Source organism: Salmonella sp. JXY0409-18, assembly GCF_020268625.1.
GTDB classification, from domain to species: Bacteria; Pseudomonadota; Gammaproteobacteria; order Enterobacterales; family Enterobacteriaceae; genus Salmonella; species Salmonella enterica.
The window spans coordinates 3,529,244-3,542,431 of sequence record NZ_CP084216.1 but is presented as its reverse complement, the minus strand read 5'-3'; the positions used below and the strand labels follow the sequence as shown (position 1 = coordinate 3,542,431).

11 protein-coding genes are annotated in these 13,188 nt (G+C 42.8%); 5 read left to right on the top strand and 6 right to left on the bottom strand.

Annotated features, from left to right (window positions below; translation table 11 throughout):
- Positions 1-35 precede the first annotated feature (35 nt).
- From LDB27_RS17325 to LDB27_RS17305, 5 genes are all read right to left on the bottom strand, one after another.
- The gene (locus LDB27_RS17325) at positions 36-488 is read right to left on the bottom strand and encodes a hypothetical protein (RefSeq protein ID WP_000734135.1); all 453 of its coding nucleotides are present in this window, start codon (positions 486-488) and stop codon (positions 36-38) included.
- A complete protein-coding gene (locus LDB27_RS17320; protein ID WP_001020193.1) occupies positions 485-937 on the bottom strand; it encodes a YfjS/YafY family lipoprotein in 453 nt (150 codons plus the stop codon). The genes LDB27_RS17325 and LDB27_RS17320 overlap by 4 nt, the downstream gene beginning before the upstream one ends.
- Before the next feature lie 36 nt (positions 938-973).
- Positions 974-1,540 carry a hypothetical protein gene (locus LDB27_RS17315; protein ID WP_000765650.1) on the bottom strand — a complete coding sequence of 189 codons (567 nt, stop codon included), beginning with the start codon at positions 1,538-1,540 and terminating at the stop codon, positions 974-976.
- The gene (locus LDB27_RS17310) at positions 1,537-2,250 is read right to left on the bottom strand and encodes a WYL domain-containing protein (protein ID WP_000075762.1); all 714 of its coding nucleotides are present in this window, start codon (positions 2,248-2,250) and stop codon (positions 1,537-1,539) included. The genes LDB27_RS17315 and LDB27_RS17310 overlap by 4 nt, the downstream gene beginning before the upstream one ends.
- A gap of 260 nt (positions 2,251-2,510) precedes the next feature.
- Entirely contained in the window at positions 2,511-3,386 is an 876-nt protein-coding gene (locus LDB27_RS17305) for a GTPase family protein (protein WP_000165430.1), read from the bottom strand.
- A gap of 537 nt (positions 3,387-3,923) precedes the next feature.
- Between LDB27_RS17305 and LDB27_RS17300 the strand changes: the two genes are divergently transcribed.
- The 5 genes from LDB27_RS17300 (at position 3,924) to LDB27_RS17280 (ending at position 10,929) form a co-directional block, all read left to right on the top strand.
- The gene (locus LDB27_RS17300; RefSeq protein WP_225519878.1) at positions 3,924-4,160 is read left to right on the top strand and encodes a hypothetical protein; all 237 of its coding nucleotides are present in this window, start codon (positions 3,924-3,926) and stop codon (positions 4,158-4,160) included.
- Between the two features lie 363 nt (positions 4,161-4,523).
- Positions 4,524-5,219: a nuclease-related domain-containing protein gene (locus tag LDB27_RS17295; protein WP_225519877.1), complete on the top strand. Its 696-nt coding sequence runs from the start codon at positions 4,524-4,526 to the stop codon at positions 5,217-5,219.
- 57 nt (positions 5,220-5,276) lie between these two features.
- Entirely contained in the window at positions 5,277-7,142 is a 1,866-nt protein-coding gene (locus LDB27_RS17290; RefSeq protein WP_225519876.1) for a protein kinase domain-containing protein, read from the top strand.
- 107 nt (positions 7,143-7,249) lie between these two features.
- On the top strand, positions 7,250-9,409 hold the full coding sequence (locus tag LDB27_RS17285; protein ID WP_071530571.1) for a DEAD/DEAH box helicase: 2,160 nt from the start codon (positions 7,250-7,252) through the stop codon (positions 9,407-9,409).
- Positions 9,406-10,929 carry a hypothetical protein gene (locus LDB27_RS17280; protein WP_000631140.1) on the top strand — a complete coding sequence of 508 codons (1,524 nt, stop codon included), beginning with the start codon at positions 9,406-9,408 and terminating at the stop codon, positions 10,927-10,929. The genes LDB27_RS17285 and LDB27_RS17280 overlap by 4 nt, the downstream gene beginning before the upstream one ends.
- A 317-nt stretch (positions 10,930-11,246) precedes the next feature.
- Here the strand turns inward: LDB27_RS17280 and LDB27_RS17275 are convergent, their stop codons facing one another.
- Entirely contained in the window at positions 11,247-13,097 is a 1,851-nt protein-coding gene (locus LDB27_RS17275) for a hypothetical protein (protein ID WP_000556730.1), read from the bottom strand.
- Positions 13,098-13,188 lie beyond the last annotated feature (91 nt).

Below are 13,188 nucleotides of genomic sequence, written 5' to 3'. Positions count from 1 at the left end.
ATGAATATGGGAGGCTTCTCCCTGAGGCAGGGAGTTCACTCTTCAATGTATTCGAAAGAACCGACTGGCTTGCCGTTGTAGTACATCACGACGTCGGCCAGTGATTTCCTGTTCTGTGGTTTGACAAAACCTGCACTGAATGCCTTGCTGCAGTACTGCTCCAGGGACATTTTCGCCGTCGGAATCAACTCCATGGCGTCACCATTAGAACGGTCAACCACACCCCAGATACCGTTGGGGCATTTCCAGTCGGTGGGGACCATTCTGACAATGGCAACGCGCCCGTTTTCCGATTGCGAAACCACTTCACACATCTTTCTCTCCAGTTTGTACTGGTTACACCAGAAGGGTTTGTTATGCTGCATATCGCGGGTGTAGGCCGGAATGCCGCCTTTGATGGCACCCTGAAAACCGCCATCAGCATGGGCCGGTGTCAGCAAATACAGACTCAGGACTGCAGCAGAGATAACACCTTTCAGCTTCTTCATGGATGGTTCTCCTGGTTATCCGGCAGATAGAGTTTCCCCATTTCCTTGCCATCGTGCGAATACACCACCGATTTTTCACCCATATAGCTGTCAGTCTCGATCCGGAAGCTCAGAGTAATATTGCCCGCGAGACACAGGGCGGCTATCAGCGGCTGCACCGTTTTCTGCTGCATATCAGCAATGTAGTAATAATTACCGGACTCACAGCCTTCCGGCGACTGGCGGGTTTTCATTACCGTGTATAGCGGTGTGCCGAAGGCATCCTTTTTTACCCATTCCTGCACGACATCGGATTTGTGAGACACCACGTCGCTGAACGGCGGCGGAGTCAGGTCCTTAAACCGGGCAATCGCCTTCACGCCAGCATCTTCCTTGCTGTCGCAGCCGGATGCCAGCAGAGTGCCGATAACCACCAGAAAGGTCGTCAGACGCGTATTGAATATATTCATGGTAAAACTCCCTGTTATGGTTGTTTTTCAGCGGGTTCAGCAGTTGCCTGTACGACGACATAATTCTGCCAGGCTCTGCTGCGCCACCCATTGCTGCAGTTTCCTGTCGGCTTCAGAGCTTCTGGCCGCCAGGGCCGCCTGTTGTTTTTTGTTGACGCAATTTTCCGGGAAGGCGGCCAGCACCTGATTGCTGTGAGGTTCTTCGGCCAGCTCCAGTTGATATTGCGTATCGATAATGGTGAAATAACAGCCTTTCCCCTGGTCTTCGCCCTGGTACACCGAAGTCAGGTCAGAGGTGTAGCCGCTGGCCGGTTTCAGATTTAGCCTGCGTACCGTGTGCGTTTTCTTGTCGGCAAGGTAATAGGCACCGCCGCCACGAATACGCAGCAGAAACTGTTTCGTCCAGGGATAATTGCCTATTACATCAGCCTGATAAAGGGCGTTATGCAGTGTGTTGTTATCCGTACCGTCGGCCGATTTCCAGCCGTCGGCCTGCATGTACTGCCAGGACCTGACGGAGCCCATGATGTCATCTGCGAGGACCGGAGGCACAGAGGTAATGCAGAGGCTGGCGGCCAGCGCCGCCGTGGTGAATAATTTCATACCTGTTCCTTATGGGTAAGTTGCCCGTAACTGTCGTCAGCGAGCAGTGAATGTAAAATATGAAAATGAGGTAACGCCTGTAAAAAGTCCGGGCGGGACAGAATGCGGGTGAAATGTCCGTCTGGTGTGAAGGTTTCCGGGTGAAACGTCACGGAGTGAACGGTGTGCAGCGCAAAAACGGTTATCCGGCCGAGATGTTCTCCCGCCAGAAACCACTCACCGGTGCTGAAAATCAGCCGATATGGGGCAAGGCTGTCACAACGACTCCCGTCAGTAAGCAGGGTTACCTTCTGGTGTTCTGATACCGCCCTGACCAGTCGTGTGAAGATGCCCGGTCGGGAAAGTGGTATGGTTGCCCCCTGATGCCAGATAAGGCATGGCGAGGAATCCTGGCTACTCAGCAACGAACTGACCAGATGGTGGTCCATATCAGGAAACAATGTGCCAGTGCCTGACTGACGGGCGAACTGCATTGCTGCCTCCTCCCGAATCTCCTGACGGCCCCCGGTCAGCAGACGGCAGCAGCCATCCTGATACTCGATGTCGAGGTAAATCAGACGCTCGCGGAAATCACGATGCAGGGTGCGAACCGACACGCCAAACTCAGCGGCCAGTTTGCGCATATTCAGCGTTTCACCCGCGAGCAGACGGCTGATAATCAGCGATAGCCGGACAGACAATCGGTCATAACGACGCTCAGCCTGAGACATGCATTATCTCCGTGTTTAATAACTGGTTAATTAAGATGGTATTACTGTAAAGGATGGGACTGACGGGTTGTGTCCGTCATACGTAGCGAAACGCCTGGTGCAAGAAGACTGTGTGGATGCAACGTCGGCAGTGGTGACGCGCTTACGACTGGTGGTATCTTTTGCTGGTCAGGACAGGTTATGTCTGCCTGGAAATAATCATCTACCAGGCGGTGAATAAACAGAGTCATTCACTACAGTCCTGATGACCTTTTACTCATTCAGAAGAAAATCCAGTCCCAGACCGCGCGGGCCACGGACACCACCGCATCACGCACGGTACGTATCACAGTCTTCAGCGGCGCAGGCAGAAACGACGATGATTCTGCCGTATCGAACACCCGCCCCACGGCCTCACCGAAGCTATCACGGGCCTGTGACCTGACCGGCCCGGTGCAGAGCCTCCCGTGCAGTTGTGTCGCCACCGGGCTGGTGGCATGGTCCGGCAGACAGCGCATCATGGTTGCCACCATCGCTTCCACGCCCCAACCGGTCAACGCTGACACCATGCAGACCGGATGACGGGGAGTGAATATCGTGGTAATGGCGGCCTGTTTCGCCTTCAGGTTAGTCTGCTGCTGTGGCGAGGGGGTACTGGTGCGGATATCCCATTCGTGGCAGGGTTCGATTTTGTCAGCCTGGTTCAGCACAAACAGCACCTGCTGCTGGTAAGGTTGCATCACCCCATGCCAGAACTGCTCGTCTACTGACAGCGCCCGGTCGTCGGCTTTAATGACCCACAGCACCAGGTCCAGCTCCGGCAGCATACGCCGGTACAGGGCACGGTATTCCTGGTCCCGCAGCCCGTTTTCTCCCACACCCGGTAAATCAACAATCATCAGACTGTGACGACCGCTGCGCAACCGGAAGCGCAGCACGTCACGGGTACAGGCGTTCACATCACTGATGGGGGAGACCTCACCCCGGAAGAGTTCATTACAGAGCGAAGACTTACCCGCACCGCTCTTGCCCATGATGCCAATCACCGGCTCGTAGTGGGTGAGGTTCTGAATACGTTCAAGAATAAGCTGACGAAGCGTATCGGGAAGCGCCGACAGCGGTTGTTCCAGGGCCTGAAGGCCGTGAGGTTTAGTCATACAGGGTTCTCAGCGTGAAAAAATAAAAATCCCCGCACTCCGGTTAAAGAGGCGGGGGATTCACTTTGATGATATCTATCTGAAATTATTTGGGATTGTCTGATGATACTGATCGAGGGAATCGAGCTGCAAACATGCTGGTAATAACCTGTACTTTCCTGTTTTAGGATCGCTGAAGTCGTTGATTAGTGTTAATATTACCGCCAATTTTTCAGCGTTCTGATTCCGACAAAAAAATCAATACATTGAGCTCGCCTCAGAGAAAAACGTTCAGAACCTGCAATGCTCAGAATTGATAAGGAATAAGGAATATATGTCCAGGCTGACTGATTTAATAGCTAAAGCAAAGGCCAAAGACCCGCAACTAGGCGCTGATCTTGATCGAGAAATCAAGATCCTGTCGTCACGTCTTCCCTTTGTCGTAATCCACAGTACACAGGGCAGTCGTCACTGGGAATCGCTTATGTTGAAGCTGAACAGTACAAGATTGTTCGTCCCGATTTCCTGTTCTTTGCCGAACAGGATGGCAAAATAGTTGTGGACCTGGTAGATCCACATGGCCTACATCTGGCTGATGCTTTGTCCAAACTGAAAGAACTTGCTCTATATGCCGAACATCATTCTGATGCTTACAGGCGAATCGAATCTGTCGCCGAAGTAAAGGGTAAATTACGAGTGTTAGATTTGAAACGGCAGGATGTGCAGGATGCTGTTGCTACCGCTGAAAATGCAGAAACGTTATTTAGTAGCGGACTTGCTGATGACTACCGGTAATCTATAGAAAATTGCGTAACGAAACTGTGCATTTCAGTAATTGGTTGATGCAATACAAATATGGCCTTCTCAGTGAGAAGGCCATTGCCGACTTACAGATCATGTGCACAGTTTGATAAATCAAACAATGGCAAGGAATATGTTTATAACTATTAACATTTTTAAAATCAATACGTTACATGTCATCATGTTGTGTGGTGAAAAATTCATCAATAATTGAATGCGGTATGTAGTACTGCTCCTGTTGAGTTAGTTCTGCATTTTGTCCTTGATTTCACGAGTTATCTGTCATTTTTTGTTTGCGTTTCCGTTAAGAGTCTTGCAAATCGTTAACATGACGGAACTCCTGATGAAAATATAAAAATGAAGATTGATATTCTAAGTAGTGACGGTATCCATGCCTCAGAAAAGGAAGCAATTAAGAGGATGGTAGAAGTTTTCAATGCATCTAGTTTTAGCCAAAAATGGCATGGCTATGCTGGTTTCATGATGATGGATACAACTTATAGAGATCGAGAGATTGATTTAGTTCTTCTGACGCATGATAGACTCCTAATCGTGGAGCTTAAAAAGTGGCGCGGAAAAATTGAACCAATGCATGATCATTGGTTACGTGATGGTGATGACATGGGACGTTCACCAGTTAAAGTCCTTGCCGATAAGTGGAAAATTTTATCATCAAAGATTAAAACTCGTCTAAGTGCGCCAGCAACAGAAGTATACATTGATTACAGAGTTGTCATGTGTGGGAGTGCTGACTTTTCTGAAATTCCAGAAGATGAAAAATCATTTGTATGTACACTTGAACAGTTTTTAAAAATTGCCAAATCTGGGGGGTACCAAGGCGAATTTGGTCCACAAAAAGCGCGTAAGCCTTGTGAATATTTGCAGGTGTTCACACCATTTTTTAGAGGTAAGGATTTCAAGCCTTCAAGTTTTTCATTCAATAATTTCCAAATTGTTGGAGAAGCAACTTTTCCTCATCCTGATGGATTGTACAAAGAATACAAATCTGTCAAAAAAGATGACCAACGACATGAAGCATTATTAAGGCGATAGGATTTCTCAGCATTATCTGGCATAGCCGATACTATTGATGAACGAGCCCGTATAGCATTGCGAGAGCATAAAGTTCTAGGTTTCATTCATGAGCAAAATGAACAACTTGATAGCGTAGTTTTGCAACCTCTATCGCATCCAACTCGAGATGATATAGATGCTGACTTCTGTGAACTATATAGACTACCGTCGAGACAATTAAGACTTAATGAATTCATTCAACGTTTTGGTGAAGATCTAGAGTTCTGTGAAAGGGTTAACTTTGTAAAGGTACTTTTATCCCACGCAGCCGATTTACATGACTTGGGCGTTGCTCATCGGGATATTAGCGATCATACTATTTGGTTAGAACGGCCATCTAAAATATCTATATCAGGTTTCCTGACCGCATATTTTCCTGAATTAGGAACAGTTGGTTCTCTTCGTGATCAGCTTCGTGCAAGCAAAACTATTTTACCTGAGGATTCCGAAATTGGACAAGGTGAAGCGAGCGATCCATTCCGTAGAGATGTTTATTTATTGGCTGTAGTTATACATCATATTTTATTTTTACAAGCCCCCAAGCAAGAAGACTCTTTATTTGTTTGGAATAGTCCAACTGATTTTGAAGTTGATCCACAACTTAGCACTTGGTTTGAAACTGCTTTGGATTTAATTCCCGCAGGTCGATTTTCAGATGCGCGAACGATGCTTAATTCGTTTAATACCTTATCTTTAGGATATCCGGAAAAAACAGGTATTGACTTACGTAGATTCGAGCCTTATCGAAGTGAGTTGATTCCAATGGTTATTTATCCTATTGAGGAAAATATAAAGCAGGGCATAAGTCATTTATATAAATCGACTTTTTCTGGTGAGAGTGTTTCGGTTAAAGTATGGTATGGGCGGAAACCAGATATAAAGCGACCGGAAGAGGCTTTACAACTTCAGAATTTTCTCGATAAAGCTCGCCTAATAAAATCCCAGCCCTGTTCTTCTCTTGCTGAAGTTATTGATTTTGGTGTTTCAGATGCAGGAACCTATTTAGTCCAAAAATGGTTGAATGGGGAATTCCTAAATGACGCTGTCAAATCATGTCATGTTGGTCGTGAATTGATATTACTATGCAAAAAAATAGTTAGGGCAGTCTTACATTTACATGCTATGCAATTACAACATGGGGATCTGCACCCTAACAATATTCTAATAGAAGTGGGAAATGTTCGCTTCATTGATGCACTTGATATACCTTGTTCAGGTGAGAATATAATATTCACTCCTGCATATGTACCTACAGATTACGAATCTTTGCCTATGGAGGAACGTGATTGCTACGCTGTGGCCAAAGTGTGTAATGAGATTTTAGAACACGACGTTAACTGGGAAGGGATTGATCCATCAGCTTTACTTAATGAGATCAGAAGTTGTATGGGGCGGGATTTTAAAATTTATTCTCTTGACCGAATAAATGATGAAATAGAGATGTTAATCAACCCTCCACAAATAAATGAGGGAGTGAGGTTGTCAGTATTAATGAGGCAACTGACCTCCAGCCAGAAATTAATAAATGACAATGGTGTATACCATATCAGTATTAGTGAAGAACGAGTCCGTTCGCCAAAGCAGCAGCCTCATATTATCGTAGCTTTTGCCGGAGTACGTAAACAGTTACAAATCTATCTTAAAGCGACCCAATTAGATTTTGCATTTTTACGAACTAAAGATATAGCCCATAGCTTATTTGTACGAATGGCATCACAAGCCATTACACAACTCGAAGCTAATATACTATTCGAACCCTCATCCGCGGATGACCCTAGCAAGTTATTAGAACATGTAAAAAAATACCTGAGGTTATCTCTGCAATATCGAGAATTCAGAATAGAATTCTCGGTGGCGATTTTTCTTCTGATGAGGAAGAAATTGAGAACTCAGAAACTTTAACTGTTTCTCAAACAAGACCACATACAGCATCACTTTGGCGTGCAATTTTAGATGCAGAAGAAGATTCCTTACCTGAAATTGAAATCACCTCATCAGTTGTCAGGGATATGGATAAGCGTCATGAGAAATTGCGAATACCTTACAGAAAAGAGGGAGAGTCTTTAGACTATGAATCAGATGCAAAAGTTGAGGCATTACAAGAAATAAACGGTGAACTGATTCGTGTAGGGAATGTTGATATAAGAGAGACTACCCAATCTACTCTCGTACTTGAAAATCCAAAGATTCGCATTCAGACTAATATTGGCGACACTTTGAAATTACGAAGTCAACAAGATCTATCATCTTTTATTCGTAGGCGTCATGCAGTTACACGTATTTTAAATGCTGAATCGGCTATCCCCTCATTAATCAACTACTTTGAACCATTAACTTGCCCTCATCCACAATATCTACAACCAGAGCCAAATGATTCTGATCTTGATGCTTATAATCGATATGATAAAGATGGAGAGCTATCTTTTTCACTCAATCGACAGCAACGAGATGCCTTTTCTAAACTTTGGTCATACGGCCCATTGAGTCTTTTGCAAGGCCCTCCAGGCACTGGTAAAACTTCATTCATTGCTTCATTTATCCATTATGCTCTCTCACAAGGAGCCCAAAGTATACTTCTTGCAAGCCAGTCACATGAAGCAGTTAATAATGCTGCAGAAAAAGTAATTGAACTTTGTCAGCACAGCAATCTGCCCCTAGATGTTGTTAGGTTCGGTGCAGAAGGAATGGTCTCAGAAAAACTTCATCCATATCATTCATCTTCCATTTTGCAAAATTATCGAGACTTATTCCGCTCAGAAATGCGAGTTAGAATTTCAGCAATGAACCGAAATTTAGGTCTCCCTAACAAATTTGTAGAAAGATGGTTCGATATTGAATATCAACTTAAGCGTTTGAATCGTGAAATAGAAAGATTAACCACAAAACTAAATAAAAATGAAATATCAGAAGCTAATAATAATCCTCTGATAGCTCGAATAAATCAGCGACTTGAACGATTTAAAAAAATTGCATCTGAAAAGTTTGGTTATGCGGGGGAGGGAACTCCAGAGGAAGTGATTAATCAATTAAGCCGTGAGACAATGAATCAGTTTGGTGTAACTTCTTTAGATGCAGTGTCTAGACTGGAGCAAGTAATTGCAATGTCTCAAGAGTGGGTAGATCGCTTAGGCACTCTGAGAGGTAACTTTGAAGAATTTCTTGCGAAGACCCGATCACTTGTATGTGGGACTTGTGTGGGTCTAGGACGCTCACAATTTGGTGTAGCAAAAAATCGCTATGATTGGGTGATAGTCGACGAAGCTGCTCGTGCGACACCTGGCGAATTGGCTATAGCAATTCAGTCGGGTCGCAGGGTGTTACTGGTCGGCGATCATCGTCAATTGCCACCTTTGTATCCTGAACCAGTGGTGCGAAAAATATCGATAGAACTAAATTACTCTGATCGCGCGGTACTAACACGTAGTGATTTTGAACGTGCTTTCGAATCAGATTATGGTAAACAAGTCGGAGCAACATTACGTACTCAATATAGAATGGCCCCACCAATAGGTGAAATGGTTTCAGCTTGTTTTTATCCCAAACCGTTAGAACCTGGACGTGGAAATCCAGAACCTTGGTTTAATCAATTACCTAAAAGATTAAGTTCTATTATTACTTGGGTTGATACTTCCGATGCTGGGGGAGAATCTTATGAAAGAGCAAAACATCCTGGATTTGACAATCCTTATGAAGCTAGAGAAATTATTGATACGCTGCGTTCAATATGTATAGCAGAATCATTCATCAAATATTTAATTGATGAAACTTCAGATGAGGAAAAACCAATTGGTGTAATTTGCATGTATGCAAATCAAGAACGCCTATTGCAACGTTTACTTAGCGAACAAGATTGGGCTACTGGTTATAGACATCTTATTAAAATTGATACAGTTGATAGTTATCAAGGTAAGGAAAATCGGATCATTATCGTTGCAACGACGCGCAATAATAATCAGTGTATTCAAGGGTTCCTTAGCAGCTCGGAGCGAATAAATGTGGCGATTTCGCGTGCAATGGATAGATTAGTAATCATTGGGGCTGCTCGTATGTGGCGTGAGAGGCATCAAACTTCAGCGTTAGGCCGTGTATTAAACCACATTGAAACACATCGTGATGGGAATAACTTCAATTTGGTTCAGGCATTAGCCATTGAGGAGGGACAGAAATGATTACATTGGAAGAAAAAAAACTAAGAGAAATATTAGCTGTTGATGAAATTACTTTTGCAATTCCTGCACAAAGTTTCGCTATCGAATGCTCAATAAGTGCTGAGGAGGCATTGCCCGTTGTTACTGAGTTCGCGCTTCGCATCGCTTATGTTTGTGGTACATTGAGTCCTGTACAAATTCAGGATTTTTTTGGATTCACAAAAAAAGAAACTGATGCAATAATTCAGACATTACTTAACGAACGCCTCATTAAATGGAATGAAGATGAGCTGTTAGAGCTAACTTCTTATGCATTAACTCGTTTTCAAGATAGCTCAGATCATCTACCTCGGTTCTTTAAAATCCAAGAATGGAGTTCTGAAGTTATTTTTGATCTAATAAGTTTTAGTCCAGCAGGACGCCCCAACAGATTGAAACGTGTAAATTCATTAGTGGAGTTAGCAGCACGAAATATTGAGAGGCAATCTAAAACAATTCAATATGCAGAGCAAGCCTTTCAAGAGCACTTTCATAGTATTTGTAAGAAGAATAAAGCAGAGATCTATAAGATTAGTGCGGTAGATGCTGGCGAGCATTTTAGCATTCCACTGCCGTGTATGTTTTATCTGGATTTGGATGGCCAAGTTAATATTCGACGTGATATAGATAATGAAGCTTTTAATAATAGACTTGAAATATCAGAGGCTATTACTGATGCACTTTCAAAACAAGAACGTCCGCAAAACAATAGTTTTATGGATTTTATTCATTATTTTGATTATTCGTTATTTGAACGTTATGTTTCGAATGATGCTTTTGATTTGCGTCGATATGTTCAAGATGTTCATTTAACACGTATTGTTTGTTATGATAATAGACGTGTCACCCCATTACTTGGAGCATTTTATCTACAACATAACGCCGATTTAATTATCACTAGGCTTGGAGATGAGATACTAAAACAGGAGGAAATGTTAGTTAATAAGGAGGTTAGTTTAAAATCTGGTGAGGATGGTGAAAAAATAGATACCCTCCCTGTTTCAGAAAAAACTATCGTTCAAAGCGGGTTGTGGCTTGCCCCCCAACTATCCCTTTGGGCTAGAACTCGCGGGGCAAGAGAGTTTGTTCAGAAGATTGACCGTCTGTTGGATTCTAGGAATAAAAAAAAGAGCAATCCTGTTGGTACTTATGTAATGATCTCTGGTCGGAATAATGCAGCTAAAGATCGTGCATTTAAATATAGAGATCAGTTTCAATATTTATTTAATCTAGATATATGTCTTATGGATGGGAAATTAGAGTTGTTACTTATACCTGGTTTAATTGTATGTGTTCTTTTTCATTTCCATTTGGAACATCAGCCGGTTAGCATCCCAATAGGGTTTATCTCGTCTGAGGTGGAACATTTGAAAATAGCAAGTTCATTGATATCTGAATCAACGAGATCAAAACAAATATTTTCATCTATGTATGATAGTGAAAACGTTCCTGTTGCCTATCAAGGATTACAAAATTTGCTTGACATAATATCTACGGAATAACTGTATTATTGGGTTAGCAATTATTTGGATTCATATTAGTTATATTTGGTTCTTATTAGAGATTGATGTCTGAGTTTACAGGGCCTATTCTTAATGGATAAGCCCTTTTTAATAAAAAGACATACATCCAGGCCAAGTATCGTCTCTGCTAGACGTTACCTATTACCAGTTAGTGCGATTATTGAGCACCTCGATCACCCATAAGCCTTGATTCACCTGCTTTTTCTGATCAGTAAAATGTTACTTTCAATGTAAGCCCCCGGCTACAGTGGCTACACGTAGCCACTGTAGCCGGGGGGATATGTAAAAATATGCAATTATTTTCCACCCCCCTGTGTTTTCCCAGTCTGTATTTTTCTTTCTTCCTCCAGAATCGTCAGGGCTCCATATATCAAATCCCACAATTTTTTATCAACTGAAAGAATCATATTCCTTATTTCCTCCCCAGGGCAGCGAAGATATTTTATCAGACTCTCGATGTCCCGTACGCACGCCAAAAGAGGACAGTTAACCAGTATGCCTATAAGGCTATCATTCAGTTCACCTCGGGTCAGAATTTTATTATTTTTCAGGATGCAGGATAAATCTTGACTGGAAGTAATTTTTTCAGAAAAGATAATGTTGAGTATCTTACCTAGGATAGTGTCAACTTTATCCAGAAGCCCGTAAACAGACTCAGGATAAATGCCTTCCAGCTCAAGGTCATTCCAGTCACTTATTCTCCTGACCATGTTATTATACATCCTTACCGAACGGATGATGGTCAGATTGTTGGCATCTGATAAAATGGATTCAGAAAGGAGAGTACTTTTTATAACAGAGTCGTCACTGTGGGTTTCTGTATAAGTCTGACTGACGGGGATATAGTCAGTGTAAATCCCCTGATTTTCCAGGATGGATGTTACAGATAATGAGAAAACACCATTTTTAACGTTTTTCCTCTCAAATTTTATACGTAATGCAATATGGATAACTAAAAAAGCGGATGCCAGATATCCTGCAGGTAAATCGTCCAGAGAAATAGTTTTGACTTTCTCAAATGCTTCCTCTGTTTCGCCTTTACTGATTAAATCTATAACCTTCCAGAGTTCAATATACGGTTGAATAAACTGTTTATGGGGTTCTTTTTTTAATTTTACAGCGATGTCAGTTAACTGTGCTTCGGAGATAATGGTTTTATCATTGAAGTTGAAAATGATGTTTTTTAATGCGCTGATACTCTGTAAACATTCCTCGTTTATATTCAGGGAGAACGGTTTTATTACTCTCTCATGATAATAATCCGCAATTGAGTTAATCATGGTATCATGATGGATAAAATCATGGGGTTCTGGCTCATACAGTAGTCTGCATAACATTGCTGATATATTCCCGGGTTTTATTCCATTGTCTACATAGTTTCTGTAGTACCGTGATATGATGTTAATGACAGGGAGTTTTCGTTCGACATTAAGGAGTACGGTCAGGGAGTAATGGGCTTTTTTTATATTATCAAGACTGACTCTGACGCTGTTAAGCGTATCATCGTCAACAATACCAGAATACGCCTTAATGCAGTCTATAATTGATGCTTCCAGCGTGCTTTTTTTCTGTGTATTACCTGGGCGGATATTTTCAATTACTTTGAAAAGAGGCGCCAGGTTTTCTGAATCTGTATGAGAGAACTTTTGTTTTCTTGCTAAACTTTTCAGATACTTCTGGACAGCAGATAAACCCCCTTTCTTTTTATCCTGCCAGCATGGGCAATAATCTTTCAGCAAGAACTGGTGTATATGGTGATAAAAACAGTTTTTGTTTTCGTCTTTGTACGTTTTATATATGTCAAGTGCGATTAATCTGGGGATTATATGCAGAGCATATCGCTTTTTTATTTGTTCCCGGCTCAGTTCAGTAAAGACGGGGCGAGCCATCAGGGCATTATAAAGTTGCTCGTATTTGTAAAAAATCTCCCTTCGTTGAGTTGTGCTGAACACCTGTTCTGCATCAAGAACCCCGATGATTTCATCATAGTGTTTCTGTTCCTGATGTCTTTCATCCTCACGATTACCGAAAAAGCGCTGATGGCTGGAAAAGGTCGCAGCCCCCCGTATAGCAGCCCGCCTGTTCCCTTTACTGAATAAGCCAAAAGACCGATAAACATCGTACATCAGACTGGCAAAAGTGTGCATTGTCACTCCCTGCGGTTGGTTTTGTTTTTTTTACGGGGACAGTATTTCAGCTCCTGTGGAAAATTGCGACCACAGCCAGAGACATCCAACA

Excerpts from the sequence above, each read along its gene's own strand:
- LDB27_RS17325 (WP_000734135.1), bottom strand. The coding sequence starts at position 488 with ATGAAGAAGCTGAAAGGTGTTATCTCTGCTGCAGTCCTGAGTCTGTAT.
- LDB27_RS17320 (WP_001020193.1), bottom strand. The coding sequence starts at position 937 with ATGAATATATTCAATACGCGTCTGACGACCTTTCTGGTGGTTATCGGC.
- LDB27_RS17315 (WP_000765650.1), bottom strand. The coding sequence starts at position 1,540 with ATGAAATTATTCACCACGGCGGCGCTGGCCGCCAGCCTCTGCATTACC.
- LDB27_RS17310 (WP_000075762.1), bottom strand. The coding sequence starts at position 2,250 with ATGTCTCAGGCTGAGCGTCGTTATGACCGATTGTCTGTCCGGCTATCG.
- LDB27_RS17305 (WP_000165430.1), bottom strand. The coding sequence starts at position 3,386 with ATGACTAAACCTCACGGCCTTCAGGCCCTGGAACAACCGCTGTCGGCG.
- LDB27_RS17295 (WP_225519877.1), top strand. The coding sequence starts at position 4,524 with ATGAAGATTGATATTCTAAGTAGTGACGGTATCCATGCCTCAGAAAAG.
- LDB27_RS17285 (WP_071530571.1), top strand. The coding sequence starts at position 7,250 with ATGGATAAGCGTCATGAGAAATTGCGAATACCTTACAGAAAAGAGGGA.
- LDB27_RS17280 (WP_000631140.1), top strand. The coding sequence starts at position 9,406 with ATGATTACATTGGAAGAAAAAAAACTAAGAGAAATATTAGCTGTTGAT.
- LDB27_RS17275 (WP_000556730.1), bottom strand. The coding sequence starts at position 13,097 with ATGCACACTTTTGCCAGTCTGATGTACGATGTTTATCGGTCTTTTGGC.